35 protein-coding genes are annotated in these 26,016 nt (G+C 37.7%); 6 read left to right on the forward strand and 29 right to left on the reverse strand.

Annotated elements, in window-relative coordinates:
* Genes trmB through fabD form a run of 7 tightly spaced genes read right to left on the reverse strand, consistent with a single transcriptional unit; the run spans window position 1 to window position 5,588 of the window.
* Entirely contained in the window at window positions 1-1,185 is a 1,185-nt protein-coding gene (gene trmB, locus LDM93_RS05860) for a tRNA (guanosine(46)-N7)-methyltransferase TrmB (RefSeq protein ID WP_223891239.1), read from the reverse strand.
* A 9-nt stretch (window positions 1,186-1,194) separates the two neighbouring features.
* The gene (locus LDM93_RS05865) at window positions 1,195-1,860 is read right to left on the reverse strand and encodes a fibronectin type III domain-containing protein (RefSeq protein ID WP_223891241.1); all 666 of its coding nucleotides are present in this window, start codon (window positions 1,858-1,860) and stop codon (window positions 1,195-1,197) included.
* Window positions 1,811-2,764 carry an RluA family pseudouridine synthase gene (locus LDM93_RS05870; protein WP_223891242.1) on the reverse strand — a complete coding sequence of 318 codons (954 nt, stop codon included), beginning with the start codon at window positions 2,762-2,764 and terminating at the stop codon, window positions 1,811-1,813. The genes LDM93_RS05865 and LDM93_RS05870 overlap by 50 nt, the downstream gene beginning before the upstream one ends.
* Before the next feature lie 17 nt (window positions 2,765-2,781).
* A complete protein-coding gene (locus tag LDM93_RS05875; protein ID WP_223891244.1) occupies window positions 2,782-3,135 on the reverse strand; it encodes a hypothetical protein in 354 nt (117 codons plus the stop codon).
* Window positions 3,132-3,959 carry an ATP-binding protein gene (locus LDM93_RS05880; RefSeq protein ID WP_223891245.1) on the reverse strand — a complete coding sequence of 276 codons (828 nt, stop codon included), beginning with the start codon at window positions 3,957-3,959 and terminating at the stop codon, window positions 3,132-3,134. Before LDM93_RS05880 ends, LDM93_RS05875 begins: the two co-directional genes overlap by 4 nt.
* Window positions 3,943-4,644, reverse strand: a complete 702-nt coding sequence (locus LDM93_RS05885; protein WP_223891246.1) for a 5'-methylthioadenosine/adenosylhomocysteine nucleosidase — start codon at window positions 4,642-4,644, stop codon at window positions 3,943-3,945. Before LDM93_RS05885 ends, LDM93_RS05880 begins: the two co-directional genes overlap by 17 nt.
* Before the next feature lie 2 nt (window positions 4,645-4,646).
* Window positions 4,647-5,588, reverse strand: coding sequence for an ACP S-malonyltransferase (gene fabD, locus LDM93_RS05890; RefSeq protein ID WP_223891247.1), 942 nt, complete (start codon window positions 5,586-5,588; stop codon window positions 4,647-4,649).
* Between the two features lie 135 nt (window positions 5,589-5,723).
* Here fabD and LDM93_RS05895 point away from each other — a divergent pair, with 135 nt between their 5' ends.
* From LDM93_RS05895 to rd, 4 genes are all read left to right on the forward strand, one after another.
* The gene (locus tag LDM93_RS05895) at window positions 5,724-5,885 is read left to right on the forward strand and encodes a hypothetical protein (protein WP_223891248.1); all 162 of its coding nucleotides are present in this window, start codon (window positions 5,724-5,726) and stop codon (window positions 5,883-5,885) included.
* Complete coding sequence (locus LDM93_RS05900) at window positions 5,882-6,028, forward strand: hypothetical protein (RefSeq protein WP_155993793.1); 147 nt, start codon at window positions 5,882-5,884, stop codon at window positions 6,026-6,028. Before LDM93_RS05895 ends, LDM93_RS05900 begins: the two co-directional genes overlap by 4 nt.
* Before the next feature lie 62 nt (window positions 6,029-6,090).
* Window positions 6,091-6,567, forward strand: coding sequence for a nucleoside deaminase (locus tag LDM93_RS05905; RefSeq protein WP_223891249.1), 477 nt, complete (start codon window positions 6,091-6,093; stop codon window positions 6,565-6,567).
* Window positions 6,568-6,740: 173 nt separating this feature from the next.
* Window positions 6,741-6,911 (forward strand): rubredoxin, encoded by a 171-nt coding sequence (rd, locus tag LDM93_RS05910; protein ID WP_223891250.1) that lies wholly within the window; start codon window positions 6,741-6,743, stop codon window positions 6,909-6,911.
* A gap of 9 nt (window positions 6,912-6,920) precedes the next feature.
* Here the strand turns inward: rd and LDM93_RS05915 are convergent, their stop codons facing one another.
* From LDM93_RS05915 to tolB, 6 genes are all read right to left on the reverse strand, one after another.
* Window positions 6,921-8,219, reverse strand: a complete 1,299-nt coding sequence (locus LDM93_RS05915) for a hypothetical protein (RefSeq protein ID WP_223891252.1) — start codon at window positions 8,217-8,219, stop codon at window positions 6,921-6,923.
* Between the two features lie 204 nt (window positions 8,220-8,423).
* Window positions 8,424-8,939, reverse strand: coding sequence for a peptidylprolyl isomerase (locus LDM93_RS05920; RefSeq protein WP_223891254.1), 516 nt, complete (start codon window positions 8,937-8,939; stop codon window positions 8,424-8,426).
* Between the two features lie 77 nt (window positions 8,940-9,016).
* A complete protein-coding gene (locus LDM93_RS05925; protein ID WP_223891256.1) occupies window positions 9,017-9,592 on the reverse strand; it encodes a L,D-transpeptidase in 576 nt (191 codons plus the stop codon).
* Window positions 9,593-9,601: 9 nt separating this feature from the next.
* The gene (locus tag LDM93_RS05930) at window positions 9,602-10,414 is read right to left on the reverse strand and encodes a tol-pal system YbgF family protein (protein WP_223891257.1); all 813 of its coding nucleotides are present in this window, start codon (window positions 10,412-10,414) and stop codon (window positions 9,602-9,604) included.
* 7 nt (window positions 10,415-10,421) lie between these two features.
* Complete coding sequence (locus LDM93_RS05935; RefSeq protein ID WP_223891258.1) at window positions 10,422-10,937, reverse strand: OmpA family protein; 516 nt, start codon at window positions 10,935-10,937, stop codon at window positions 10,422-10,424.
* A gap of 64 nt (window positions 10,938-11,001) precedes the next feature.
* Window positions 11,002-12,255, reverse strand: a complete 1,254-nt coding sequence (gene tolB / locus LDM93_RS05940; protein WP_223891259.1) for a Tol-Pal system protein TolB — start codon at window positions 12,253-12,255, stop codon at window positions 11,002-11,004.
* Window positions 12,256-12,375: 120 nt separating this feature from the next.
* Between tolB and amrA the strand changes: the two genes are divergently transcribed.
* The gene (gene amrA / locus LDM93_RS05945; protein WP_223891260.1) at window positions 12,376-12,930 is read left to right on the forward strand and encodes an AmmeMemoRadiSam system protein A; all 555 of its coding nucleotides are present in this window, start codon (window positions 12,376-12,378) and stop codon (window positions 12,928-12,930) included.
* Window positions 12,930-13,736, forward strand: a complete 807-nt coding sequence (amrB, locus tag LDM93_RS05950; RefSeq protein ID WP_223891261.1) for an AmmeMemoRadiSam system protein B — start codon at window positions 12,930-12,932, stop codon at window positions 13,734-13,736. Before amrA ends, amrB begins: the two co-directional genes overlap by 1 nt.
* Before the next feature lie 3 nt (window positions 13,737-13,739).
* Here the strand turns inward: amrB and LDM93_RS05955 are convergent, their stop codons facing one another.
* From LDM93_RS05955 to fmt, 16 genes are all read right to left on the reverse strand, one after another.
* Window positions 13,740-14,042: a hypothetical protein gene (locus LDM93_RS05955; protein ID WP_223891263.1), complete on the reverse strand. Its 303-nt coding sequence runs from the start codon at window positions 14,040-14,042 to the stop codon at window positions 13,740-13,742.
* A gap of 232 nt (window positions 14,043-14,274) precedes the next feature.
* Window positions 14,275-15,126: a prephenate dehydratase gene (locus LDM93_RS05960; protein WP_223891264.1), complete on the reverse strand. Its 852-nt coding sequence runs from the start codon at window positions 15,124-15,126 to the stop codon at window positions 14,275-14,277.
* A gap of 8 nt (window positions 15,127-15,134) precedes the next feature.
* Entirely contained in the window at window positions 15,135-15,956 is an 822-nt protein-coding gene (locus tag LDM93_RS05965) for a TonB C-terminal domain-containing protein (RefSeq protein WP_223891265.1), read from the reverse strand.
* Window positions 15,953-16,339, reverse strand: coding sequence for a biopolymer transporter ExbD (locus tag LDM93_RS05970; RefSeq protein WP_223891266.1), 387 nt, complete (start codon window positions 16,337-16,339; stop codon window positions 15,953-15,955). Before LDM93_RS05970 ends, LDM93_RS05965 begins: the two co-directional genes overlap by 4 nt.
* A gap of 1 nt (window position 16,340) precedes the next feature.
* On the reverse strand, window positions 16,341-16,916 hold the full coding sequence (locus tag LDM93_RS05975; protein ID WP_223891267.1) for a MotA/TolQ/ExbB proton channel family protein: 576 nt from the start codon (window positions 16,914-16,916) through the stop codon (window positions 16,341-16,343).
* A gap of 1 nt (window position 16,917) precedes the next feature.
* Window positions 16,918-17,304: an ATP synthase F1 subunit epsilon gene (gene atpC / locus LDM93_RS05980; protein WP_223891268.1), complete on the reverse strand. Its 387-nt coding sequence runs from the start codon at window positions 17,302-17,304 to the stop codon at window positions 16,918-16,920.
* 29 nt (window positions 17,305-17,333) lie between these two features.
* Window positions 17,334-18,734: a F0F1 ATP synthase subunit beta gene (gene atpD / locus LDM93_RS05985; RefSeq protein WP_223891270.1), complete on the reverse strand. Its 1,401-nt coding sequence runs from the start codon at window positions 18,732-18,734 to the stop codon at window positions 17,334-17,336.
* Between the two features lie 14 nt (window positions 18,735-18,748).
* Window positions 18,749-19,636 carry an ATP synthase F1 subunit gamma gene (gene atpG / locus LDM93_RS05990; protein WP_223891272.1) on the reverse strand — a complete coding sequence of 296 codons (888 nt, stop codon included), beginning with the start codon at window positions 19,634-19,636 and terminating at the stop codon, window positions 18,749-18,751.
* Window positions 19,637-19,648: 12 nt separating this feature from the next.
* Window positions 19,649-21,163, reverse strand: coding sequence for a F0F1 ATP synthase subunit alpha (atpA, locus tag LDM93_RS05995; protein ID WP_223891274.1), 1,515 nt, complete (start codon window positions 21,161-21,163; stop codon window positions 19,649-19,651).
* A 23-nt stretch (window positions 21,164-21,186) separates the two neighbouring features.
* Complete coding sequence (locus tag LDM93_RS06000) at window positions 21,187-21,711, reverse strand: F0F1 ATP synthase subunit delta (protein WP_223891275.1); 525 nt, start codon at window positions 21,709-21,711, stop codon at window positions 21,187-21,189.
* Window positions 21,711-22,253, reverse strand: coding sequence for a F0F1 ATP synthase subunit B (locus tag LDM93_RS06005; protein WP_223891277.1), 543 nt, complete (start codon window positions 22,251-22,253; stop codon window positions 21,711-21,713). Before LDM93_RS06005 ends, LDM93_RS06000 begins: the two co-directional genes overlap by 1 nt.
* On the reverse strand, window positions 22,198-22,689 hold the full coding sequence (locus tag LDM93_RS06010) for a F0F1 ATP synthase subunit B' (RefSeq protein WP_223891278.1): 492 nt from the start codon (window positions 22,687-22,689) through the stop codon (window positions 22,198-22,200). The genes LDM93_RS06005 and LDM93_RS06010 overlap by 56 nt, the downstream gene beginning before the upstream one ends.
* A 126-nt stretch (window positions 22,690-22,815) precedes the next feature.
* Window positions 22,816-23,697 carry a ParB/RepB/Spo0J family partition protein gene (locus tag LDM93_RS06015; RefSeq protein ID WP_223891280.1) on the reverse strand — a complete coding sequence of 294 codons (882 nt, stop codon included), beginning with the start codon at window positions 23,695-23,697 and terminating at the stop codon, window positions 22,816-22,818.
* A 2-nt stretch (window positions 23,698-23,699) separates the two neighbouring features.
* A complete protein-coding gene (locus LDM93_RS06020; protein WP_223891282.1) occupies window positions 23,700-24,485 on the reverse strand; it encodes a ParA family protein in 786 nt (261 codons plus the stop codon).
* Window positions 24,482-25,117, reverse strand: a complete 636-nt coding sequence (locus LDM93_RS06025) for a biotin--[acetyl-CoA-carboxylase] ligase (protein WP_223891283.1) — start codon at window positions 25,115-25,117, stop codon at window positions 24,482-24,484. Before LDM93_RS06025 ends, LDM93_RS06020 begins: the two co-directional genes overlap by 4 nt.
* Entirely contained in the window at window positions 25,098-26,012 is a 915-nt protein-coding gene (gene fmt / locus LDM93_RS06030) for a methionyl-tRNA formyltransferase (RefSeq protein ID WP_223891284.1), read from the reverse strand. The genes LDM93_RS06025 and fmt overlap by 20 nt, the downstream gene beginning before the upstream one ends.
* Between the last annotated feature and the right edge of the window lie 4 nt (window positions 26,013-26,016).

The raw sequence follows: 26,016 nt of genomic DNA on the forward strand, positions 1-26,016 counted from the left end.
CTACTCCCCTTTACCGAGCATCATCTGCTCAGCTAGTTTTTGATGTGCTTGAAAGTTGACTGTCGTCTTCACAGGCGGAGAGACAAAATATCTACAACTCTCTTTTTCTAATAAAATATATTTATGTTCCGGTCTATCAAAACTTCCAAAAGCACATTTTATAAGTATGCTCTCTTCAGATATTTTATACACCCGTTCAAAGTGTATAAAATACCCTTCAAAAACCAATGCTTTTTTCGGTAAACGCTCTTCTATGCGTGGTGTATATTTTACATCATTAAAATTAAAATCTACAGTCAATAATCTAGGTGCAGATTCCTGCGTACATTTGACATACACATCATAGATATCTTTTTCCTGTCTAAGCCATCTTGCTTCATACTTACTTGTTACATCCAAGGCTTCATTTTTACGTACTTCTACTTCAACCTTAGGTACAGAAAAGAAAGTTTCCAACGCATACCAAAAGTATTTGTCACTGTCTGTACGAAGCTCCAAACGTCCGCCTTTTCTTAAGACTCTCATAGACTCATCTAAAAAACTGGGGCTGATCACCCTTCTGTGAGGTTTCTTGTCCCAAGGTACAGGGAAATGCACAAAGATCTGTTCACAGACATTTGAAGGTAACATTTCCAAGAAGAGTCTTGCATCGTAATTCACGACCCAGATATTGTCAAGCTCTTGAAGTTCTATCTGCTTGAGGACCTGTTGTGCAGAAGGTGTATGGATCTCTAACCCTATAAAAAGCGTATCAGGGTTCTTTTTTGCCTGATGAAGCAAATGTCTTCCACTCCCAAATCCTACCTCAACAGAGATCTTCTCTTTAGGATAGGTGATATGTTCAAAATCTTCTATCTTTTTAAAGTGTTCTGATGAGAGTGGACTTTTTGTATTTGATATAGCGATATTTGAAGAGAGTACCTCCAGGTTCAACTCTTTTGAAACACTCTCCAATGCTACTTTAAGCAGATTCACTTTAAGAGGTCTGGTCACTTTGTCATATTTGAGTAAGTAAGCATTTTCATCCGGTTTAAGTTGAAGTAAAAATTCTTCTCCTTCATGTTCAATACCAATGAGCATATCATTACGGTTCATTGCAGCGGCGCAAAAAGTCATCATAGGACTTCTTTTGATCTGTTGTTCTATTATGGACGTATCAAAGGGGGTAACTTTTAAGTGTGGCATTGTTCCTGCTTATAATGTAATTTTTGTTGCGTGGCTGGGATAAGCACGTATTTTGTCATAACTTTGTGCAATGATCCGATAGCTGTATGTATGTCCGATTCTTATGAATGTATCAATGTATTCAGCCATCAATTGGCCTTGTACCTGTGAGATAAACTCCCATTCAGAACCATCTACTGATCGTTCTACGATATAGGTACTGATACTTGGATCTGCATGCGGTTTCCACAGAAGTTTCACCACAGATGGTGCCACCCTATAGGCTTTCACGAACGAGACTGCCGAAAATGGAGGCAATGTGTTTACTTCTATCGGCTCACTGCGTCTAGACTCTTTCCCAAAAGAAAAGGTACTGAATGTATAACGATAGGTACTGTCTGCATTGACATGCGTGTCCACAAAGTGTGTTGCATAACGGTTCCCTACAGTACCTATACGTCTAAAACCTTGTGTTTCTTGCGAAGCATCACTTCTGTAAATATTGACACCATGTATACGATGGTCATTTATCTTTTCCCACTCAAATCCTACGGAATTCATCCTAGGTAAAACATGTACTTGTTCGATAGTATCTAATGAAGAGTCTGTACCGTAGGTCATCAATCCTTTAACAGCACCGCACCCGTTAAAGGTTATTAAAGCGACTGCCCAGAGTATGAGGATCGATTTTTTCATCTACTTCACCTTGATCGAAATTTTTAGATATATACATTTTCATATCATCAAAAAGTGGGGCGACAAACTCCATTCTTTCACCGCTTACAGGGTGGACCAGATACAGTAAATATGCATGCAAGTTAACTCTAGAAATTTTATCTCTTTTGCTCTTAAATCCATATAAATCATCACCTAAAATATGGCGGCCGAGCGTATTTAAATGCACCCGTATCTGATGGGTTCTTCCTGTAAACAATTTCGCTGCGATGAGTTCAACATTATGTGGGCTTGTCAGCAGTTTTACGAAGGCTGTTTTGGCATTTCTCCCCTCAGGGACCACGTCCATTTTGAGCCTATTTTTAGTGTTGCGTCCTATGGGTTTATCTACAACGATATCATCTTTAAGCGGGCAATCGATCAATGCCAGATAGTAGCGTCCCATACTCTTGTCTTGGAGTTGTAAGCTCAGCGCTTCATGCACCTTGTTGTCCTTAGCCACGACCAGTGCACCCGTCGTTTCTTTGTCTATACGGTGCACGATACCATAACGTTCTTCCCCACTGATAGTGGAAAGAGAGATACCTTTATGGATCAACCAATCTACCAGTGTAGGCTCTTTAACGGAAGGCGCAGGATGGACCACAAGTCCTGAAGGTTTATTCACCACCAAAAGATACTCATCTTCATACAGTATCTCAACATCAAAGTCTATAGGAGGTACTACCCTTTTCTCTGCTTCTTTAAAAATATAAGAAACGCTATCCCCTTCTTTTATTTTAAAACTGCTCTTTGTAATGGTCTGATCATTCACACTCACAAGCCCCTCTTTTACAAGCTTTTCAACTTGATTACGGCTTACGTCTAATTGGCTTGCGAGTATTTTGTCCAAACGTCCTGAGGCTGTGGCAGTAAATGTATTCATGTTTTTTTCAACAACGATCAGTCTTGCTGCTTACACGGTTCAGCAGAGAGAAATTGCTTACGTACCCAGCCTCGTTTACCATTAGCATCTACTTTACACCATATCGGGTATTTCCAAGCCATATGGTTCCGTTTGGTCGTATTCATCTCATCCAGTTCTTTTTGCGTGACTTCTCTTAAGCAGCCGAGGTTTTGGACACACCCTTCTGTCCATACGCGTGTATAGATCTTTTCGGCTTTACGGTTAGGCTCTACACTTAATGCAAGCGCTTCGCATTTTTTGATGAGTTTGACGGTAAATTCTGAAGGCTGTATCTTATCATCAGCAAGTAAACCTGTAAACAAAAGGCTACTAAGCAAGAAGGATCTCACATCTCTTCCTTTATATCATCTATATCATCTCTGTTCCAACGCTCAGGATCAAAGAAAGTATCATCATGTATATGTTTAAATGAAGCCCTGAACATTTTAAAGATATCTTTATTCTCTTTTTCAAGTCCTGCCAACCACGCTTTGGTTGAAGCTCTGGCATGAGGCATCTTGACCTCTTTTAACATAGCAGGACAGGCTTCATCACCTATCACCTGTAGGTTATTTTCTTCAGCAAAGGCACGAAGCTGTGTCTCTCTGGCTTGTATCAGTGGACGTATCAGGTGAAAGCCTCTGCTTGTTTTGTAAATAGGTGCCAAGGCTCTCATCGTCCCATTGTAGAACATATTCATAAAAAAGCTTTCGACTGTGTCATCAAAGTGATGCCCAAGTGCAACCTTGGTAAAACCGCCTTCCTCGGCAAAACTATAGAGTGCCCCTCTTCTCATACGTGAAAAATAGGAACAGAATGAAGAATTTTCCCTTATCGTGTCATTTGAAATTTCATAAATATTGGTGTCAAAAACTGTATGTTTGATACCATACTCTTTACAATGTGCTTCCAAAAAAGCATAATGTTCATCAGGCATACCATATTTAACTGTACAGGCTTCAAATTCAAAGTTAAAAGGAGCATGCCGCTGTATGTGTTTCAATATATGCACAAGCGCCAGAGAATCTTTACCCCCGCTGAGTCCTACCAGTACCTTGTCACCCTCACCTATCAGTTTGAACTCTGCATTGGTTTTACCCGCCAACTTGAGCAGTTTCTTGCTTATGGGTATGCTTTTAGAGGCAACACGTCTTTGATTATTGTCCAATTGCATCCACCATACTCAGAATGAAATCAGCAGATACCTTTGCTGAGCTTTCCAAGAATTCATCAAAATTAAAACTTGCATCCATATCGGCACTATCCGAGATTGCACGTAAAATGAAGAAAGGTATGTTTAAAGCATTGCATACCACTGCAACACTTGCCCCTTCCATCTCTAAAGCATCTGCTCTAAAGGTAGTCTTTATCCACTCCTTACGTTCAATGTCTGCGATAAACTGATCTCCGGTTGCTATCACACCCTCTTTAAGGGTCAAACCTTTAGACTTTGCTATATCTTTAGCAATATTTCTTAAACCTACATCTGTAGGGATACACACTTCTCCTTCAGGTACATAACCAAAAGGATGACCAAAAGCCGTAATATCCAAATCATGCTGACACAAGCCATCTGCGATAATAAGATCTCCAATACTAAGCTCATTAGAAATAGCTCCTGCCACACCTGAAAAAAGAAACATATCGCATCCAAATTTTTCTATGAGTGTTGTCGCAGTCAATGTAGCAAAAACTTTACCTATTTTAGAATAGGCTACAACGACTTCTTGCCCATGGTAAGAACCTTCATAGTATTTATTATCTCCATACACACTCGTTTGTACATTATCAAGTTTATCGATAATAGGTTCTATCTCTTCGGGCATTGCACCCATGATGGCAATTTTTTGACTTGTCATGATTATCCTAATTTACTGATCTCTTCGATCGCTGTTTCCAAAGATGCCATATCTGAAACAACAAAGTGAGGCTTGCTTGTTGCTTTACGGTTCAGTCCTTTAAGTACACCGCCATGTCCAAACTCAACATAACAATCTACAGAATCATCAAAATTGGCAATAGACTGCTTATAGAGTACAGGAGAGACCAATTGTTTAGGGAGAAGATCTAACGCTTCTTCTTTGGTATTGTATGTGTTTGCAGTGACATTCGATACCACTGGAGCGATAAACTCATCTTTCAACATCTCTGTAAGTTTTTCAGACAATGGAGCAGTTGCTGATTCAAGAAGAGGACAGTGACTTGCCACGGACATATTAAGAAGCATCGCTCTTTTTGCTTTAGCTTCTTTCAGAATCGGTGCCAATGTTTCAAGATCAGATTTGATCCCTGCGATCACTATCTGCCCTTCAGCATTGTAATTCACAGGCCATACTTTCAACCCTGCTTCTCTTTGTGCATCACAGATCTCTTCAACCACTTCATCTGCAAGACCAAGAGATACCATCATCCCCACATCTTGACCGGCACAGGCTTCAGCCATCAGTTTACCACGTAGATTCACCAGTTCTACCGCATCTATCGCATCTATCGCACCGACAGAGACCAGTGCAGAGAACTCACCCAGAGAGTGACCCAATGCATACACAGGCTTGATCGGCATTTCATTTTCAAAAAGCTTGTGTGCGATAGCAGATACAAGCAAAATAGCCGGTTGTGTAAATTCTGTTTTTTCAAGCTTATCATTCTCTTCAAAAAGCAGGTTTTCAAAATCGATACCTGTTCTTTCACTGGCATCAGCCACCATCTTTTTTGCAATATCAGAATTGTTAAAAAAATCTTGACCCATCCCTACAGCTTGTGAACCTTGCCCCGGAAATAAAAATGCACATTTGATTGACATACGTGTCCTTTAGAAGTATTAAAATATTTTCAGTATTTTACCATCTTTAAATTATGATATGATAGTAATAGATAACATGCTGGAGAATTATCATCAGTAAAAAGTATATTTTATACTTTTTGAAAATGGTTAACTATGCGTAAAGCAAAGTTTCCAGCAAAACTTCATGTACTGATTTCAAACAATAACTATAATGCAATTGATATTAGACATAGACCAGAAAATCTACATGTTTTCAATGAGATCATTGGAGTAGAAAATATTATTATTGACATACTCATTATAGATATGATATGATGAAATACTATAAAAAAGAAGAAGGCAAAATCATCTATCTACTTTGCCGTCATTCATGCAATAGAAAAGAAGATCAGATACGGTGGATTGAAATCTATACTATCAATGTCAACAAGTTAAAGTATGGACACTGTCCAAATTAGCAAAAATAGATTGGGGGATATAGGAATAAGCCTTTTCCCAGAGACAAAGGAACATTTTTTAGATGAAGACCCAAGAGCATGAGAAATTTATTAGACGATGTATCGAGTTAGCACAGGACTCCCTATATTCAGGAGACAATCCTTTTGGTTCTGTTGTTGTCAAAGATAATGAGATAATAGCCGAAGCACGTAACTCTGCCATGCATGACGACATCACTGACCATGCAGAAGTGATCGCTATGAGAAGAGCCAAAAAAGCGCTCGGGACTTCTGATCTCTCAGAGTGTACACTCTACTCAAACTGTGAACCTTGTCCGATGTGCTCGTTTATGATGCGTGAACAACATATCAAAGAGGTTGTTTTTGCTCTTCGAACACCGCACATGGGAGGATACTCACGGTGGGATATTCTCCAGGACCAAGGACTAGCACGATATACACCGGTATTTACCTCTCCTCCAAACGTCATCATAGGAATACTTGAAAAAGAAGCAGCAGAACAATTTGAAAAAGCGGGATGGACAATACATAGAGAATGATCTCCAAATTCCAATGTTCTTCTGTTTATAAAACCTTATAAGATATATAACTTTATGAGGTTTTAGCCCTTACTTCTTTATCATCTTTTAGGGTGAAGATTATAATTTTTATTTACTTTAGCATCTTTAAATTATGATATGATAGTAATACAAAAACAAGCAGAAGGATTATCATGAGTAAAAAGTATATTTGTATCGTATGCGACTATATTTATGACCCAGAAATAGGAGATCCTGATTCAGGTATAGAACCGGGGACTGCATTTGAAGATATCCCTGATGATTGGGTCTGTCCGGATTGTAATGTGGGTAAAAGTGATTTTGAAGTGCTTTCAGAGACATAGTCTCTGAGACTATTTCATCTGCAGCTCTTTCTTGATTTCTTCAATCAGTTTTTCGAGTTCTATATGGTACTTCCCAGGATAAATAGGCAGCATATCAAGTTTATCATAGACAAAAATCAGACTGAGTGTTTCGGCTAACCTAAATAGACTCTCAGCCCCAATAAGTTTTGCATGTCTTTCAAGATCTATACAGAATTCTTTCATTTTATGGATTGATTTTTCTTGTACGATCTCTCTAAAATACAGATCTGAACGCTCAAAAGTATCTAAAAAGTTTTTTAATTCATGGGTATAGCTCAACCCCATGTTCTTTGTGTTTGCTTCTCCTATTGCTTTATCCAAGATAGGTAACTCCAGCCCTCTTCTTTTTTCAATCATAGACTCAAGACTCTCTTGTATCTTACTACTTTGATTTACAGGCATTTCATGATCTTTATTGACTTGAAGGACGTTTTCAAGATCAACTATATTCATCTTTGAGTGTGATCTCACTTCTCTGCGACCGGTTTGATTTTTAAAAAGCGATATGATCAATTCATAGACACTCTCTTCTGTCACTGGTTTGACCAAATTGGTAGTCACACTGATCGTTTTAGACTCTACGATATGCGCATCTTTAAGCAGTACATATTTAAGAGGTATGTTCTGCTGTATACGAGCGATAATATGTTCAAATTCTTCCGTATTCAAATGATCATCCACAATTAAAATATCATAGGGTGTGAGATCATTTCCCTGTGCTTTAAAGGCATCAAATCCCACATCCACATCATACAGAAAATACTTAAACATTTTTTCGATGCTGTGTGCTATTGTTTCATTCTCGCAGATCAATAAAACCTTTTTACCCAACATTGAGATATCTGGCAATCTATAATGTCTTCTATGTCCCAATTCACTGATTTTGAAAGGTAGATCTAGATGTATATCCGCATCATTCTCATAAACAATCTTTCCCTCAAGTATCTTAAGCTCATAATTTATATTGGCATCTAAAAATTCCAGGATCTTGTCTTTTTCGATATGTGTATCTTTAATTGTAAAGGATATAAACTCTTCATACACAAAATCTTCAGGCGCATCCAGCGAGAGCACTATCTCTTTTTTATCGGTATTCTGACATACAAAAGTAAGTACTTTACTAAGCACTCGTAACAATACATCAGAATCACCTCTCAATTCCTTTGGTATTGTTGCTTCCATATCATAAATCAGTTCGATATCTTTTTCTTCTCTTATTGTTTCTAAAGAAGAAAACAGAGTCATCAAAACGATATTAATATCAAAAAGTTTTTCTATCTTATGCATGCTATTCCTTCAAAAAATCGTCAAAACTATCATATCAAAATATCACATAAATGCCCATTGTTTTAGAATATATTCTACTCTGTAAGTGGTTAATGTTGTATAAAAAGTTGATTTAAAATGAAGGAGTGAAAAAGTTATTTACGCATATATAAGCGAAATAGCGCCTATCTTTGAGACAAAGATGACGCTAAATAAAATGAAGGATTAGTGACAACCACATCCTGTACCACAGCTACCACCAGCTTCAGGTGCACCACCAACTACACCAGATGTTACTTCATCTGCAGTTGCTTCTCTTGCACTTAAAACAGTCACTGAGAACATAAGGTCTTTACCAGCCAATGGGTGGTTAAAGTCAACATTCACTTCTTTATCATCAAATGATTTTACTGTTACTTGTACAGTCTGACCATCTTGCCCTTGACCATAAAGTGTCATACCTTCTACAAGATCAACACCCTCGAACTGTTCGATAGGAAGTGTTTGCATTGCTTCTGGGTTTACATCACCATATGCATCTGCCGCTGCAACCATAATGTCTCCGCTTTCACCTTGAGACATACCTACAAGTGCGTTCTCAAGACCTGGAATGATCTGTCCTTTTCCAATAATAAACTCTAGTGGCGCCCCACCTTTGTTACTATCCACAACGTCTGTTGTACCTGCTTGTTTTACTTCGTATTCGATACCGACTACACAATTTTCATTTGTTACTGTCATAATGTTTCCTATATATTAGATTTCTGCTATTCTAGCCAATCAAACTTTAGTGAGGCTTAGGCATGGGAAAAACACTTTTACTTTTTTCCGTAAATTTTTCTCAAGTCCTCTTTGGCAAAAGGCATGTAGGTATGTCTGGTAATGACCACTTTTGTTTTAAAAGTGGACCAATGATAGATAACAGGTACATCCTTAGGGTCAATGTGTATACAGCCATGAGACATCCAGTCCACACTTCCCTTGTGCAAAGCATGTCCCCTTTTTGTAAACTTCATCATATAATCCATGTTATTCACACCGCTTTCATCAGGGAAATCTTTAGACATATGGTAACGCTTCTTCTGGATAATAGGGAAAATACCTGAAGGACTTCTAAACTCTGGGGCACCAGAAGTGACTGGACCGCTCCACCAGACAGTACCATCACGATCCACTGCATAAAAACGTCCATCACTTCCACGTTCGCGTACAGAGACCAAAATAAAATCTTTTCCTGTGAGATCGACGATCTTTTCACTGTCATCTTTGATCAGTTTAAAGACCGTTTTAGCGATAGGCATCGTCTCTGTACCTATGGGTGGCAATATTTCAACCTCTTCACTTGTCATGCCTGCAGTAAAAAGAGTCATGAGTATGAAGAGGATTTTAAACATCATTTTGTCCTAAAGTTTTTTCAATCTTTCTTTAGCGATCTTTGCCGTTTTTTTACCCTTATAGTTCTCTATAATATTCTCATAGAATGCTTTTGCCTGCCCCTTATCTCCAGTTTCTTCAAGTGATACTGCAGTATGAAGAAGCAGAGTATCTATATAAGAAGCCTTGTCATAAATACCAGCACTCTTTTTAAAATAAAATATCGCATCTTCATACTTCTTCGTATAATAGGCTATTTCACCCAAATAATAGTTTGATGCTGCAGGCTTATAGCCTTTTGTATCGGTTATCGTAAATCTTTTTTGTGCTTCATCATAACGTTTTTTTACAAAAAATCGTACAGCTTCACTGTAAAGTTTTGCATTGCTCTTACCCTGAATGGATGCATTCTCTGTAGTGGTTTTCTTTATAGAACTTTTTACCTGACTTTTATGACCCAAGGCATTTTTCAACTCTTCTTTACTGACATAGTTTGCATTGATCTCGTCGATCATAGCCGCTAACTTTTTAAGCAATGCGGTGTTGGATGCATCATTCGTCTCCATAGAAGAGGTGTTAGCTCCTCTAGACTGTTGCAACTCATGGATGGATGCACTCAAACCCTCTATGATCGTAGTCAGTCCGTCTAGCCTTTCCTCTTGCTGGGCTATTTGTTGCTGTAAAGAAGCCAAGCTTCTATTGCTGCTTCCTGTGGTTTGTACATTTACTGTAGGTTCCTCACTTCCAAAACCATACACAGAAGGTTCAGCATGTACCAATAAAGTGCTTGCAAAAATCATACAAACACACTGTGCTACAACCCTATTTACTATATTTGTCATCTCTATCCTACTTTATTAAACGAATGTCAACTCTTCTGTTTCTTTGATAACAACTGTCACTAGATTCAGTACATACAGCATTGCTCTCACCAAAACTTACCAGTACCATTTTACTTGGATCAATACCTTGTGCTGCAATACTGTCTTTTACTGCTTTGGCACGCTTTAAACCCAGGGCATAATTGTACTCATCCGTACCAAACTCATCACAGTTCCCTTCTATTTTTATTTTGTAAGCTGCTGTATTGGCTACCTCTATATTCTGATTCATATTGTTTTCCATATCTGGAGCGATCGAATAATCCGCAAAACCAAAATAGATACTTTTGAAACCATCACTGCTACTGTTATAATTTCCAGTAGAGTCTGTGCCATAACTATTTTCATCTATGCTGACTGTGTCACCTTCGATATGGTCAGCATCAGAGATATTGTTTTTACCTGCTAAATCCGGTGCAGGTTGTGCACATCCGATCAAAAGTAATGAAATGAGTGATGTAGTTAAAAGTAGTTTGTGTGTCATTGTGTATCCTTTTTTATTAAAATAGTATCAGAGTAGTCACTAAATGACTGCTTGAAAAAATGTATTACCAATCAATGGATTGCACTTTTCTGTCGTTGAACGGGAAAAGTAAACTCTGATGACTTGACAAATTCGCATATCCTATGGAAGAGCTTCGACCCCTCTGCTTCAGAAAGAGTATCACAGATCCATCCGTAGAAAAACGAGGAAACTGGTTTGACCCGGTTGTGGTGATCGGTCTTGTGTCTGAACTTCCTGTAGAGGTAAGGTAAAGATTAAAGGTATTATCCCCAAATGCATTATGGCTTTCTCTACTGGAGTAGACTATTTTATCTCCATGTGCATCACAGGCATTATTGTTACGTCCATGATAGACTACCTGAGAAGTCGGTCCCCCATCTATAGACTTTTTAAATACATTTGCATAGCCCAAGCGATTAGAAACAAAGACTATACGACTCTCATCATCTACATACCTTCCGTTTACATCAATCCCTTTAAAGTTCGTGATTCGTCTCTTCGATTTTGATGCAAGATCGAATTCATAGATATCTGCCTGTCCTTCAGGTGCCATAGTAAGTAAAAGTTTTGAACCATCATTCTTAACATCAGAACAAACCAGCATTCCTTCAGAACTTGCTATCTTCGTTTTCGTTCCGTTATAGATATTAAGTTTATAGAGTGTAGGCAGTGTTCCTTTATAAGAGGTATAATAAATATTTCTTTGTGCTCTATCCGCCCATTTAGGGAATAGGTTCAATCCGCCTTTGATAATGGTTTTTTTATAACTGAACGTATAATCAGCCAAGCGTATTTCACTGCGCCCAGGTGTAGTATAGACAGCATAGGCAACATAACGATTGATCCAGGAGATACTTGGGTATTGTAAAATATTGTTAATGTCGCTTATCGCTTTATGTATGAGAAATGGCATTTTTGCTTTTGAGGAAATGGCATAGCTTTTTTTAAAGATCTGTGTACCGTCGGATGCTTTTAAAAGTCGTACCAGAAGCTTTGCACCTGATCGTTGATCCATTGCATACTTAATGACATATTCCTGGCTTTTCAGAGCCGGTATAATATAGTTGGAAGAGAGATCACCTATATGGTGTGTACTGTCTGGCAAAAAATGTCCGGATATTTTAAGGTCTGAAAGTAAAATCTTAAACACTTTACTGCTCTGTTCAGATGAACCATCCATAAGCGCTATACGTGCACGCTGTTCTACATCTTTCTCTATCTTAAGTGTTGCATCTACGCCAAAAAGATTTAATGCAAAAATGCTTATTGATACTACTGCTAATAATAACTGTCTCAATCATCTACCTCGATTTTTAGTGTTTGGTTTAGTCTGTATTGTATCAAGGTATTCATTAATAAATATTAAAAGTTTTTTGATTATTCAATTTATGCTAAAATAGAAACCAAGGAGTCTAAAGTGAATGATATAGTGATAGCCTTAGCCAAAGCTGCTATTTTAGTGGCATTGAATCAACCTGAAGATTTTGACCTGGAACATGCTTTAAAAACCTATCCCATTCTTAAAGAGAATGGTGCTGTTTTTGTCACCATTAACACAAAGCCAAATGAACAACTTCGAGGATGTATAGGTTCACTACAGGCCTACCGTCCACTCTATGAAGACATTATACATAATGCACAGGCTGCTGCCTTGCGTGACCCCCGATTTGTACCGCTAAGAGTAGAAGAGTTGGATCATATTACCCTGGAGGTCTCTATTCTTTCAGAGCCTCAAATATTACATTATACGGATAGTGAAGACCTGAAAAGTAAAGTCGTTCCTTTCCAAGATGGTATCGTACTGAAACTAAACGGTAAACAGGCGACCTATTTGCCACAGGTCTGGGAACAATTACCCAAGTTTGATGATTTCTTCTCTAGTCTATGCATGAAAGCCAACTTGGGTAGGGACTGCCTCTCTCATCATCCTGAGATCTCTACCTATAGGGTCAAAGAATATAAAGAGAAATAATGGAAAATGCTGTACGAAAAGCTTCTGTACAAGGCCAGTTTTATCCGAAGGAGTGTGCCAAAGTAAAAACGTATTTCCAAGCGTTCAATCATACATTTGATACGATGAACATTCCTCAGAACATAAAGAACATCGTTCCCCGAGCCATCATAGTCCCGCATGCCGGATATATCTATAGCGGATTTACAGCCAACTTTGCCTACCAGTTTTTAAAGCAGACAAGAGCCAAACGCATTATTGTCATTGGGCCTAGTCATTATCGCTATTTCAAAGGGATATCCGGAAGCTATTATGAACAGTATGAGACTCCGTGTGGTCTACTAGAGATAGACAGTGCCTACCTTTTTGCTCTAGCCAAACGATTTAATATAGGATTTGAGCCTACAGCACATCAAAAAGAACATTCCACTGAAGTGCAAATGCCTTTTCTAGAACACTATTTCCCAAAAACAAAAGTGATAGAATTGATCTATGGTGAGATCAGAGCCAAAACATTGGCAAATATTATAAGTGCTCTTCTACAAAACCAAGATAATGCTCTCATCATCAGTTCAGACCTAAGTCATTTTCATAACCTCAAAGAAGCAAATGCATTGGATAAAAACTGTTTAAAAGGTGTTGAAAAACTTGATTTAAATGAACTTGAAAAAGGATGTAAAGCTTGTGGACTTACAGGAATCCAAGCGATGATACTTGCAGCCAAACACCTGAAACTCTCATCAAAGTTATTAGACTACCGCACTTCTGCAGATACAAGTGGTGACAAAAGTTCTGTGGTTGGGTATATGTCTGCCATGTTTTATTGAATGTTATTTATTAGATTTGGCGTTAGACTCTAAAGACCACTTATCAGTAGCGCTACAGCCAACATCACAACTCACATGAGGTGTAATGCCCACAGCCTCAGGATTAATTACCATTGTTATGAGAAAGTAGTCACCATCCCCTTTTTGTGCAGTAAAGTTATGTGTACCACAAAACTCTTCATTCATAAGTTCAGCTACTGTGGTTGCATATTTGTAGGCATCTTGTTGTGTTTCAAAGGTCACATTATTAGTGTATTCACTTTTTTTAAAACATCCACACTCTTTTTCCATTTGTACTGTATACATAGGTGGGTATCCTTTTAGATATGAGATAATTCTTTTTGGCATAATAACATTATTTGCTTATTCTCATACAAAAGATAAATAATACTTTTTCTCGATGGGATCGAGACGATAAGAACAAGACAAAGAAGAAAATAGAAAACCTTATAAAAAATATAATATTATAAGGTTTTTTGAGGAATAAAATTGACAAGTTTTACGCTATGGTATTTTATGAATCAAATAAGAAAGTTTTTTAAATCATATACTCAATTTGTTTATCTCTATGACTCTCATAAACACCCAGTATTCTTACATCTTCTGCAAAAAATGAGACTTCCTTTAAGGCAAGTCTCATAATATCTGAATCCATGTGCCCATCAATATCAATGTGGAATTGGCTTCCTGGAAGCATTTGGGTTCCCATGTAACTTTCTATCTTTAAAAGGTTAATGCCATTGCTTGCAAAACCGCCAAGCACTTTATAGAGGGCAGCGGGTATATTTTGTACCTGAAATATCAATGAAGTAATGTATTTTTTAGACGGTTCATATAAGGGTACTTTATTTTCTCTTGATAGTATAAAAAACCGTGTTGTATTGCCATGTTTATCTTCAAAGTTTTCTTTTAATATCTGTAATCCATATATATCAGCTGCTAATTTCGATGCAATAGCCGCTCTTTGAGGATCATTTAGCTCAACCAACTCTTTTGCTGCACCGGCAGTATCGAGTTTTGCTTCTGCTTTTAAACCTAAGGAGAGTATATGGTTATGACACTGTGCTAATGCCTGAGGATGGGAAGCAACATATTTCAAATCTTCAATTTTAACACCTGGTAGTGCAAGAAGACAATGTACAATAGGTTCAAAATGCTCAGCAATGACATGCAGTGACATTTTAGGTATGAGTCTATATATCTCTTCTACTCTCCCTGCTGTAGAGTTTTCCAAAGGAATCATAGCAAGGTCTGCATCTCCCTCCTCTACCATCCACATCGCTTCTTGAAATGTATCACATGCAATCGTTTGATAGTCTGGATATGCACTTTTACACGCTTGTTCCGAATATGCACCCTGAACACCCTGGTATGCAATTTTTTTATTCATCTTATACTCTACTCTTTCGCGATAAACTCTACATCTAACTCATAAGGCCTGTTACCCTTGTGCGGACCAAAACCGATCTTCTGCAACTGTTTTAAATACGATATCAAACCTGCATTGAATGCATCATTTCCTGATGCAGTCACTACTTTATATTGAAATCTGCCATTAGGTTCTACTTTGATCCATACCCTTGCCTTCTCTCCGGCATACTCGCTTTGTGCAGGCCACCCCTTGAGTTTCTCTTCTATCATGGCCAAATAGGTATTCTCTATACCCACATCACTCTTTTTCTGTTTCTTTAATGAATCAGAGACCAAATCACTTGCACTAGTTTTATTTGGAACCTTGGCAATATGCGTTTTTTTAGGCTTCACAGGTGTTGTCTTGATAGGCTTAGGCTTTTCAATTTTCTTTTTAGACGTGATATTGGCAAAAAGATCTTTTGGCATGTTCACTTTTTTAGGTTTCGTAGTATTGACGTCTTTTTTCTTTTTTACAACCTTTGCTTTTTTAACCACCTTTTCTTTAATCACTTTTTTCTTGACTACTTTCTTTTTCACTGTTTTTTTCACTGTTTTTTTAGGTTTTGGTTTTGGCTTAGTTTTAGGCTTAGATTTTACCACTTTTTTCGGTTGTTCTTTGATCTCTTTTTTAACCTGTGGTTTAGGTGTGTTCATGGAGACACGTATACGCTCTTCATTTTTTTTGACATAATGTACCGGTTTTTGCTGATCGCGTGTATTGAAATAAAAGAGTAGTAAAGCAATCACACTAAAGTAGATGCCAAAGGCCAATAATCCTGAAATAAGTGTAGAAGACTTTTTGATCATAATGTTATAAGTGAAACCTTCTCGAAACCTGCTGCTTTGACACTTTTAAGAAGATACATCACATTTTTATACTGCAGTGCTTCATCTGCCCGTATATAGACTTCTGAATTTTTATCAAATTTCACAGACTGATTCACAAAATCATCTGCAAATGTATCTAAGGCATAGGTGTCTTTACCCAGATAGATCTTTTTATTTTTGTCCATACGAATAGTAAGTGTTTTGGGTTTTTCTACCTTAATGGTCTTAGAACCTTGTGGCAGTGTTATCTGCTCTTGAAAAGTAATAGTTGGTGCAGTGACCATAAGTATGGCCATCAATACCAGCATAACATCTACAAGAGGTGTAATGTTCAAGTCTGGATCATCATCCCAACCAAACATCTTAGTCTCCGTTAACCTGAGATAGGATCACTTCCGATTGAGAAGAGAGCAGTGAACTTAATTCATAAGCCTTACGTTTAAGTATCAGATGAAATGAATAGGCAAATATAGCTACAGCTATACCTGCGGCTGTAGCTATCAGTGCTTCAGATATGGCTGGAGCCACTACACTTAAAGAAGCACTTGATTGTGCTCCTAATTTTGTAAAAGTTTCAAGTATACCAACAACCGTACCAAAAAGACCGATAAACGGAGAAGTAGAGGCGATGATAGAGAGCCAGGTGAGACCTTTCGTAGATACACGTATCGCGTCAGAAGAGGCTGCTTCAAGTATCGCTTTGTTGGGTGTATTCACACGAGACAGATAAGTAAAAATAAGTGAATTACTGGCCACTGATTTTGACTGACCTGTATAGAGTGATTTAAGTGATTTAGCTTCAGAAGCAATACGTGCGTTTAAGATATAAAATCTGTCTAAAAATACCCAAAAGGTAGCAATAAAATAAACTGAGAGTAAAAGCAGTACAAATATAGTGATTGCACTGCTTTCAAAGAAATAAGTAGCGAGAGAGTTCAAATTAGAAAGACTTTCCGATTTGTTCTACTTTGCTTACCGCTGCTGCGATAGCTGTACTAGAAGATTCAGTACTCTTGAGTAACTCTTTTGCTGCTTCAAGTGCCTGAGCAATATCACTATCTGCACCAGAAAGAGCAACAGCACCATCTACGATACAAGTTGTCTTCTCTTCATCGACTTTAACATACCCAGAATTAATAGCTACTGCTACTTCACTCCCGTCTGCATTATCGATCACAATTACACCTGTATCAAGTAATGATACCAAAGTAGCGTGATTGGCTAAAACACCAAATTCACCCTCTGACCCTGGTAATGTTACCTGTTTTACTTCAGCGTCAAAAATCACACCGTTCGGTGTGACTATTTCTAGCTTCATAAGTTCCATAATTATCCTTTATAAGACAAGAACTAAGATTACTTAGCGTTAATCTTATCGTTTTTAGCAATAGCTTCAGCCATGTTACCTACCATGTAGAACGCAGCTTCATTCATGTCGTCATATTTACCTTCGATAAGACCTTTAAATCCTTCAAGTGTATCTTCAAGTGTAACATAAACACCTGGAGAACCTGTAAATACTTCAGCAACGTGGAATGGTTGAGAAAGGTATTTTTCAATCTTTCTTGCTCTTTCAACAACAAGTTTGTCATCTTCAGAAAGTTCATCCATACCAAGAATCGCAATGATATCTTGAAGATCTTTATATTTTTGAAGAATTTGCTGTACGCCTCTAGCAACAGCATAGTGATCTTCACCAACAATTTGCGGGTCAAGCATTCTTGAAGTTGAATCCAATGGATCAACTGCAGGATAGATACCTTTTTCAGCAATAGATCTGTTAAGTACTGTTGTTGCATCCAAGTGAGCAAATACAGATGCAGGAGCCGGGTCAGTCAAGTCATCCGCTGGTACATATACTGCTTGAACAGAAGTAATAGAACCTTTAGTTGTTGATGTAATTCTCTCTTGAAGTGCACCCATCTCTCTGCTTAGTGTCGGTTGGTAACCAACTGCTGAAGGGATACGACCAAGAAGTGCAGACATCTCTGAACCTGATTGAGCAAATCTAAAGATGTTATCGATAAACATCAATACATCAAGACCCATTTCATCTCTAAAGTACTCAGCCATAGTAAGACCAGTAAGTGCAATACGGTTACGTGCTCCTGGAGGCTCTGACATTTGACCGTAGCACAGTGCAACTTTGTCAAGTACGTTTGACTCTTTCATTTCGAAGTAAAGGTCATTACCTTCACGTGTTCTTTCACCAACACCGGCAAATACAGAGTAACCGCTGTGTTTCATCGCAACGTTGTTAATAAGCTCCATAATGATAACTGTTTTACCAACACCGGCACCACCGAACAGTCCAACTTTACCACCTTTGTTATAAGGTGCTAAAAGGTCAACTACTTTGATACCTGTTTCAAATACTTCAGTTTTTGTACTTTGCTCTTCAAATGCTGGTGGATCTCTGTGGATTGACCAGTATTCTTTTGCATTAACATCACCAGCCTCATCGATAGGGTCACCGATAACGTTGAAGATACGTCCAAGAACTTCTTCACCTACAGGAACTTTGATAGAGTCGCCAGTTGCTTTAACTTCTTGACCTCTTACCACACCTTCACTCATATCCATAGCAATTGTTCTAACTCTGTTGTCACCTAATTGTGCTGCTACTTCTAAAACCAATTTTTGCTCTTTACCATCAACCATAAACGTAGTTTCTAACGCTTCATTAATCTCCGGTAGGTAGTCTGTAAAATCCACATCGAGAACGGGACCTAAGACTTGTACTATTTTACCTGTCATTACTTCTCCTCTAATTATTTCATTGATTCCATACCACTGATGATCTCTATGAGTTCAGTAGTAATGGCTTCTTGTCTTGCTTTGTTATACTTCACAGTAAGTTCTTTTACCATCTCTTTTGCATTGCTAGTTGCTGCGTCCATCGCTTGCATACGAGCAGAGTGTTCTGCTGCCAATGAATCGATAAGTGAGTAATACATCGTATACTCAATATAACGCTTAACCAATGCATCAAGAAGTGTATCATCGTCATCTGGTTCCACTTCAAGTTCAGAAGTTGAAACAGCATCAAGAACTAGTTTTGATGAATCCACTGGTAAAACCTGATCTTCTCTAACTTCTTGAGTGATCATGTTTACATAACCATTATGGATCAAAACGATCTTATCTGTCTCACCCTGTACGTATGATTCAGCCACTTCAGAGATGAACTCTGCAGCTTGCTTAAAATCAGGTGCGGCAGAAAGTCCTACGATTTCATCGTTTAATTCAAAATTATTGAATTTAAAATAATCGATACCTTTTCTACCTACTGCTCTAAGACGTACTTTCACATTCTGTGCTTTATACTCAGCAATCAACTTGTTTACTCTTTTGATTGTTTGTGAGTTAAAACCGCCACAAAGACCTTTATCTGCTGTAATAAATACAATGTCTACCATCTTAGGATTTTGTGCATCCTTAAAATAGAGATTGTCTATACCGTCAGCATTAGATTGCTGCATTTTTTGAGCGATCTCATTCAAGAGGCCAGTCAATTTTTCAGCATAGACTCTAGATCTTTTAGCAAGCTCTTCTGTTCTTTTTAATTTAGCAGAAGAGACAAGCTTCATAGCGTTAGTGGTCTTTTGTGTGTTTTTAACACTTCCAATCTTACGCTTTATCTCTTTTAAATTAGCCATTTTAAGCCTTTCTTATCCAGCAAATGAAGCTTTGAAATCTTCGATAGCTTTACGTAATTCTCCGTCTGTATCATCAGAGATTTTCTTCTCAGTTCTGATCGCATCAAGAATATTTGCATATTTTGCTTCCATAAATGGCATAAGATCTGCTTCAAATTTTGTTACAGAAGATGCAGCAATATCATCAAGGTATCCATTTGCACCTGCAAAGATAATTACAACTTGTTTTTCAATTGCAACTGGTTGGTAAGGTCCCTGTTTAAGTACCTCTACCATTCTTTGACCACGCTCAAGCTGACCTCTTGTATAGTCATCAAGATCAGATGCGAATTGTGCAAATGCCTGAAGCTCTCTAAATGAAGCAAGATCAAGTCTCAATGTACCAGAAACTTGTTTCGTTGCTTTGATTTGTGCAGCACCACCAACTCTTGATACAGAAAGACCTACGTTAATTGCTGGTCTGATACCTGAGTTGAATAGATCAGTCTCTAAGAAGATCTGACCATCTGTAATAGAAATAACGTTTGTCGGAATATACGCCGCAACATCACCCGCTTGAGTTTCAATGATAGGGAATGCAGTAATAGAACCAGCACCTAGATCATCAGAAAGCTTTGCCGCTCTTTCAAGAAGTCTTGAGTGAAGATAGAAAACATCACCTGGGTATGCTTCTCTACCTGGAGGTCTTCTAAGGATCAATGACATCTCTCTATATGCAACAGCGTGCTTAGAAAGGTCATCATAGAAGATGACTGCATGTCTACCATTGTCTCTGAAGTATTCAGCCATTGTTACACCAGCATAAGGAGCTAAGAACTGAAGTGCTGAAGAATCAGCTGCACCAGCAGTTACAATAATTGTGTAATCCATTGCACCGTGCTCTTCAAGCTTCTTCACAGTAGCCGCTACTGTTGATTGTTTTTGACCGATCGCAACATAGATACATACGACATCTTGACCTTTTTGGTTGATGATCGTATCGATAGCCAATGTTGTTTTACCCGTTTGTCTATCTCCAATGATAAGCTCTCTTTGTCCTCTACCAACTGGTACAAGTGCATCAATCGCTTTGATACCTGTTTGAAGTGGCTCATGTACTGATTTTCTAGCCATGATCCCTGGTGCTTTCTCTTCGATAAATCTATGCTCAGTTGCTTCAACTGCACCTTTACCGTCAATTGGCTCACCAAGTGGGTTCACAACTCTACCAATCATACCGTCACCTACTGGTGTTTTAAGAAGGTCTCCTGCTCTTTTAACGCTCATACCTTCTTTGATCCCTGCACTTGAACCAAGAACAACAACACCAACGTTTGCCTCTTCAAGGTTTAATACAAGTCCTCTAGCACCATTATCAAACTCTACAACTTCACCAGCCATAACATTGTTAAGACCATATACTGTTGAAATACCGTCTGCGATACCTACTACTTTTCCTACTTCATTGATGTCAACATCAATTTCAAAATTCTCAATTCTTTCTTTGATGATCGAACTTATCTCATCTGCTTGCAATTTAACTGCCACTGATACTCCTTTCTATTAGATAACTACAAAGATTTCTTAATGAAATCAATTAATTGTTCTTTAACTCTCTGCTTAGAGAAGTTTACCTCTATACCCAAATCATCCACTGAAACGCGTAGCCCTTCAAGGTCACTCTTTTCTTGTGTCAATTTAATCGTTGAACCTGTATACTTTTTAAGTGTCTCTTCAAGATCAGCCAATACCCCTTCATCAAGTGATGATGTGCTTTTCAATACACCTTCATACTCATTTGAAACCCTTTGCTGATCTGAATTCAATACTTTTGTAATAGCAGGTATAAGATCCAATCTTCCGTTTTCACCTAAAATCTTAATGAAGTTTACAAGTGTTACATCTTTATCACTAAATGCAGATAAGATCATTGCTGTCTTATTTTCACTTGAAATGATCGGAGATGTCAATGTGGACTTGATCTCTGCACTGCTTACAACTTCACTAAGTACATTAAGTACTTCTAAAATACCTGGGAGGTCTTTAGATACCGAAGAAAGTGCTTTTGCATATCTTTTAGCAATTAACTCTTCCATTACGCCACCTTCTTAGAAATAATTTCAACAACTTTAGCTTCATCTAACATGATGTCATCTGCAGTGATATTCTCACTTAATATCTCATCGATTGCTTCTCTTGCTGATCTTCTCTCTTCTAGAGATATTTTCTCTTCAAGTTGCTTATCTAAAAGAGCCAAGTCATTTTGATTTGCATTTGCGATCTTTTCTGCTAAGAGCGTAGCTTCTGCTTTTGCATCAGCAAGAATTTCTTCTGCTCTCTTTTTGCTTTCATCTAAACGATTCTGTGCTTCTTTTTTCTCATCTTTGGCTGCTTGAAGTTTCTTTTCAATCTCATTTAACTGCATTGCAATACCTTCACTTCTACCTTTAAAGAAGTTTTTGATCGGGTTGGCGATCAAATAGTAAAGCAAAGCTGCAAAGATTGTAAAGTTAACTACTCTTGGCCAAAAGTCTGATTCTCTACCAGTTTGAGCAAAGTAACGGCTTGATTCAGCATCAGTACTAGCCAAAAGAATTGCAGGTACCATAAGCAAAGACAATAGTACTATTTTTTTCATATTCATCCCTTCTTATTAATTTGCTAAATTTAGCTTTTAGGCTCTCTTTAAAAAGAGGCATTTGAGAAAGAAGAGAGTTTTTAAGGTTCTCTTTGTCAGAGTTTAGCTTTTCTACGAATTTGTTATACTCAGTTTCTAATTCATTTTGTTTGGTCTCAATTTTACTTGCAGCCAATGTTTTTTCATCATCAATTGCTTTCTGTCTGATTCCCGCAGCTTCATTTTTAGCATTGCTAATAATTTCATCTGCCTTTGCATTTAGTTCGTCGCTGTTACCACTAAGACCTTTTGCAGCTTCTAAATCTTTTGCTATAGAGTGATCTCTGTCATCCATAAATTTCACCAATGGCTGAAATAGCATATTATTTAAAAGAACAAGTAGGGTTAGGAACAAAGCCAATACGAACAACATCAATGGTAAATGTATGTCAAGCATTAAAACTCCTCATGTAATTTCGCGTTATTTTAACATTATTGTCATGAGGATATGATTAAAATCTAAGAGTATTTTAAATATAAAGAGGAATTATAGATTTTATTTGTAGATTTGTTTCAAAAAGTATTATTTCTTCGTATTCAGTGCATGAAACTGAGTTAAAAAGTCTTCAACTTCTTTTTCGTTATCAAAACTGATTTCAATACTTTTTGCTTTGAGCTTATACTTAAAAGGTAAAAGTTCTGCTAACATATCAGTATATTTTTCCAATAGCGTTGATTTTTCTTTTTTGGGTACATTTGCAGACACATCTCCTTTATGATTCTTCACCATATTTTCTGTATCACGTACACTGAGTTTCTGACCTATCACACTATCTATCACAATTTTTTGTTTCTTTTCATCAAGTCCGACCAGAACCTTTGCATGTCCCTGTGATATCTTTCCTTCAACAAGTTGTTCCTGAACATAAGGAGAGAGGCTTAGAAGACGCATTGTATTGGTGATCTGTGAACGGCTTTTGTGCACAATAGAAGAGAGGTCATCATGTGTGATATTATGGACTTCTATCAATTCTGCATAAGAGTTTGCAAGTTCAATAGCATTGAGGTTTTCTCTTTGTATATTTTCGATAAGTGCAAGCTCACGGAGTCTGACTTCATCGATATCTACATTCGCAATAATTGCTTTTATCTTGGTGATTTTTGCAAGTTTATGTGCTCTAAGACGACGTTCACCGGCGATAAGAAGATACCCATCTTCTTTTTCTATAACAACGATAGGCTGAAGCAGTCCATGCTCTGCAATAGACTGGCTTAACTCTTTGAGGGCTTGCTCATCAAAATGTTTACGTGGTTGAAAAGGGTTTGCAGCAATACGATTAACAGCTATTTCCTCTACCCTAGCCCCTTGTGATTCAAGCTCAAAACTATCAATATCGCTTAAATCTTTTTCATAAGCCTCTTCTACTTCCGAAAGGATCTCTCCCAGTCCTCTGCCTAATGCCATACCTAACCTCTTGCTATGACTGTTGCAAGGTCTCTATAGGCTACAGAACCTTTTGAACTTGCAGCATATGAAGTCACTGGTTTACCAAAACTTGGACTCTCTGCGATCTTTACATTTCGTGGTACAACGATACACTGTTTCCCTTTTTTAATGTGAAAAAGTTTATCTTTAAAATGATGACTCAAATCAGCAAGTACCTGTTTAGAAAGGTTATTTTGACCTGAATACATCGTAGGTAAAAAACCTTTGATCTTGAGTTTTGGATTGATCGTTTTTTTCAAAAGACCTACAGTATTGAGCAGCTGTGCCAATCCTTCCAATGCGAAAAACTCACACTGAATAGGTATAATCACAGAATCAGATGCACTCAAAGCATTAATGGTAATAGGCCCCAATGCCGGAGGTGAATCTATAATAATAAAATCAAATTTTGAAACAACTTCTTGAAGTTTTCCTTTAAGAAACAACTCTCTATTTTTTGCCTTAGGATTATAAAACTCTTTTTCTATACCTACCAAACCAATGTTAGAAGGCACAAGTTGAAGATTTTTAACTTCTGTTTTAAGGATAACTTCTGAAATCTTTTTACTTCCGATAAGTACATGATAGATATTATATTCATAATCACCTCTACTAAAGCCTAAACTTGTTGTTGCATTGGACTGCGGATCAATGTCAAGAAGTAAGACTTTCTTTCCTTTTTCAGCCAAAGAGGCTGCCAAATTTACTGCTGTTGTTGTTTTTCCTACGCCACCTTTTTGGTTGGCAATGCTAATTATTTCGCTCATCGTAAACTAAACACCCTCTTCCCCTCTATAATTAAAGAGCCATCTTCACATAAAGTCGCATCTGCGAGGCTCTTTTTATCGTTTTCAATATGCACTGAAAACTTTCTACTTTGCTCAAATTCTATCTCATACTCTCTAAAGATTTGCTTCCATTTTGGAAGTTTTTCAAATTTCTCAAGATACTTTTCTAATAGATTTTGGGCTGAAATATCGCATTCCAAGGCTCTATAGCCATTTTGAGAATCTTTTAAATTAATCCCCATTCCACATATTAGCGTATTATTTAATTTTTGGGTAATTGTTCCGCCTATTTTTTCATCATTTAAATAGAAATCATTGGGCCACTTTAACCAAATATTTTCATCAAGTGCCTCAAGTGTCTGTTTCATGATAAAAGAAAAATAGATAGAAGCAGAGCCAAGTGATAAATCTTCAGGAAGTGTATCGAGATCTAGTGCAATAGAAGCAAAAAAATTTCCTTCTCCCCCCGACCAAGTATTGTCGCGACTCCCGATACCGGCATCTTGCTGATTTGCAATAACTGCTACAGGGGTTTGCAGCTTTTTCTTCTTTAATTGTTCCAGAAGATACTTTTGTGTAGAGGGAAGCGTATTAAAGTAGAGTATCTCCAACTTTCAGCCCCCTTCCTACGCAATATGCTTTTGCAGACATCGCTTTTTTAGATGCAGGTTGCAAGGTGGCTATCTTCAATGCTCCTTTTCTACATCCGACCACTACACTCTCTTCATCAAAGGAAAGGATCTCTAACACTCTATTATCAGATGTTGTATCTATGAGATTCACTCCATCCAATTTTGTACCATTTGTCGTAAAAATTCCCGGCCAACCTTCAAACGCGCGGTATTTATTATAGATCAGACCGGCATCTTCAAAATCTATTTCTCCATCACTCTTTTTGATCTTTTTACAAAGTGTTGCCTCAGCTTCATTTTGCATTTGAGGTGTGATATTCTCATAATTTCTAATGGTACTGAGTGTCAGTGTACATGCATCCAAAGTCAATTGTGCCATCAGAGCATGAAGACGCATATCTGCTGGTATGACAAACTCTATTTTTTCAAGCATAGGACCCGTATCTAACCCCTCTTCCATCAGCATGGAAGTAACACCTGTTTTTTTATCGCCGTTCAGTAAAGATTGTTGTACAGGAGAAGCACCTCTATACTGGGGTAAGAGTGAAGCATGTAAGTTAATGCAAGGTGCAATATCCAAGATACTTTTAGGCAAGATCTGCCCAAATGCTGCCACCACTATAAAATCAGGTTTCAACTCTTTGATAGCATCTTCGATACCTTCATCACTTAAACGATGAGGCTGCAAGACAGGGATACCATGTTGTAATGCTAATTCTTTTACTGGAGGTGCAGTCAAAACTTTCTTACGTCCTACAGGACGGTCTGGTTGTGTGAGAACCAACGACACTTCCATATCATCAGCCTGAATCAGTGTATCTAAGATCTCTTTTGCGTAATGGGGTGTACCCATGTAGACTATTTTGTATTTCATTCTA

Source organism: Sulfurovum sp. TSL6 (assembly GCF_019972115.1).
In the GTDB taxonomy this organism is placed as follows: Bacteria; Campylobacterota; Campylobacteria; order Campylobacterales; family Sulfurovaceae; genus Sulfurovum.

What these genes read in the sequence shown, in the direction of transcription:
- trmB (WP_223891239.1), bottom strand. Translation starts at nt 1,185, where the DNA reads ATGCCACACTTAAAAGTTACCCCCTTTGATACGTCCATAATAGAACAA.
- LDM93_RS05865 (WP_223891241.1), bottom strand. Translation starts at nt 1,860, where the DNA reads ATGAAAAAATCGATCCTCATACTCTGGGCAGTCGCTTTAATAACCTTT.
- LDM93_RS05870 (WP_223891242.1), bottom strand. Translation starts at nt 2,764, where the DNA reads ATGAATACATTTACTGCCACAGCCTCAGGACGTTTGGACAAAATACTC.
- LDM93_RS05880 (WP_223891245.1), bottom strand. Translation starts at nt 3,959, where the DNA reads ATGCAATTGGACAATAATCAAAGACGTGTTGCCTCTAAAAGCATACCC.
- LDM93_RS05885 (WP_223891246.1), bottom strand. Translation starts at nt 4,644, where the DNA reads ATGACAAGTCAAAAAATTGCCATCATGGGTGCAATGCCCGAAGAGATA.
- fabD (WP_223891247.1), bottom strand. Translation starts at nt 5,588, where the DNA reads ATGTCAATCAAATGTGCATTTTTATTTCCGGGGCAAGGTTCACAAGCT.
- LDM93_RS05895 (WP_223891248.1), top strand. Translation starts at nt 5,724, where the DNA reads ATGCGTAAAGCAAAGTTTCCAGCAAAACTTCATGTACTGATTTCAAAC.
- LDM93_RS05900 (WP_155993793.1), top strand. Translation starts at nt 5,882, where the DNA reads ATGATGAAATACTATAAAAAAGAAGAAGGCAAAATCATCTATCTACTT.
- LDM93_RS05905 (WP_223891249.1), top strand. Translation starts at nt 6,091, where the DNA reads ATGAAGACCCAAGAGCATGAGAAATTTATTAGACGATGTATCGAGTTA.
- rd (WP_223891250.1), top strand. Translation starts at nt 6,741, where the DNA reads ATGAGTAAAAAGTATATTTGTATCGTATGCGACTATATTTATGACCCA.
- LDM93_RS05915 (WP_223891252.1), bottom strand. Translation starts at nt 8,219, where the DNA reads ATGCATAAGATAGAAAAACTTTTTGATATTAATATCGTTTTGATGACT.
- LDM93_RS05920 (WP_223891254.1), bottom strand. Translation starts at nt 8,939, where the DNA reads ATGACAGTAACAAATGAAAATTGTGTAGTCGGTATCGAATACGAAGTA.
- LDM93_RS05925 (WP_223891256.1), bottom strand. Translation starts at nt 9,592, where the DNA reads ATGTTTAAAATCCTCTTCATACTCATGACTCTTTTTACTGCAGGCATG.
- LDM93_RS05930 (WP_223891257.1), bottom strand. Translation starts at nt 10,414, where the DNA reads ATGACAAATATAGTAAATAGGGTTGTAGCACAGTGTGTTTGTATGATT.
- LDM93_RS05935 (WP_223891258.1), bottom strand. Translation starts at nt 10,937, where the DNA reads ATGACACACAAACTACTTTTAACTACATCACTCATTTCATTACTTTTG.
- amrB (WP_223891261.1), top strand. Translation starts at nt 12,930, where the DNA reads ATGGAAAATGCTGTACGAAAAGCTTCTGTACAAGGCCAGTTTTATCCG.
- LDM93_RS05955 (WP_223891263.1), bottom strand. Translation starts at nt 14,042, where the DNA reads ATGTATACAGTACAAATGGAAAAAGAGTGTGGATGTTTTAAAAAAAGT.
- LDM93_RS05960 (WP_223891264.1), bottom strand. Translation starts at nt 15,126, where the DNA reads ATGAATAAAAAAATTGCATACCAGGGTGTTCAGGGTGCATATTCGGAA.
- LDM93_RS05965 (WP_223891265.1), bottom strand. Translation starts at nt 15,956, where the DNA reads ATGATCAAAAAGTCTTCTACACTTATTTCAGGATTATTGGCCTTTGGC.
- LDM93_RS05970 (WP_223891266.1), bottom strand. Translation starts at nt 16,339, where the DNA reads ATGTTTGGTTGGGATGATGATCCAGACTTGAACATTACACCTCTTGTA.
- atpC (WP_223891268.1), bottom strand. Translation starts at nt 17,304, where the DNA reads ATGGAACTTATGAAGCTAGAAATAGTCACACCGAACGGTGTGATTTTT.
- atpD (WP_223891270.1), bottom strand. Translation starts at nt 18,734, where the DNA reads ATGACAGGTAAAATAGTACAAGTCTTAGGTCCCGTTCTCGATGTGGAT.
- atpG (WP_223891272.1), bottom strand. Translation starts at nt 19,636, where the DNA reads ATGGCTAATTTAAAAGAGATAAAGCGTAAGATTGGAAGTGTTAAAAAC.
- LDM93_RS06000 (WP_223891275.1), bottom strand. Translation starts at nt 21,711, where the DNA reads ATGGAAGAGTTAATTGCTAAAAGATATGCAAAAGCACTTTCTTCGGTA.
- LDM93_RS06005 (WP_223891277.1), bottom strand. Translation starts at nt 22,253, where the DNA reads ATGAAAAAAATAGTACTATTGTCTTTGCTTATGGTACCTGCAATTCTT.
- LDM93_RS06010 (WP_223891278.1), bottom strand. Translation starts at nt 22,689, where the DNA reads ATGCTTGACATACATTTACCATTGATGTTGTTCGTATTGGCTTTGTTC.
- LDM93_RS06015 (WP_223891280.1), bottom strand. Translation starts at nt 23,697, where the DNA reads ATGGCATTAGGCAGAGGACTGGGAGAGATCCTTTCGGAAGTAGAAGAG.
- LDM93_RS06020 (WP_223891282.1), bottom strand. Translation starts at nt 24,485, where the DNA reads ATGAGCGAAATAATTAGCATTGCCAACCAAAAAGGTGGCGTAGGAAAA.
- fmt (WP_223891284.1), bottom strand. Translation starts at nt 26,012, where the DNA reads ATGAAATACAAAATAGTCTACATGGGTACACCCCATTACGCAAAAGAG.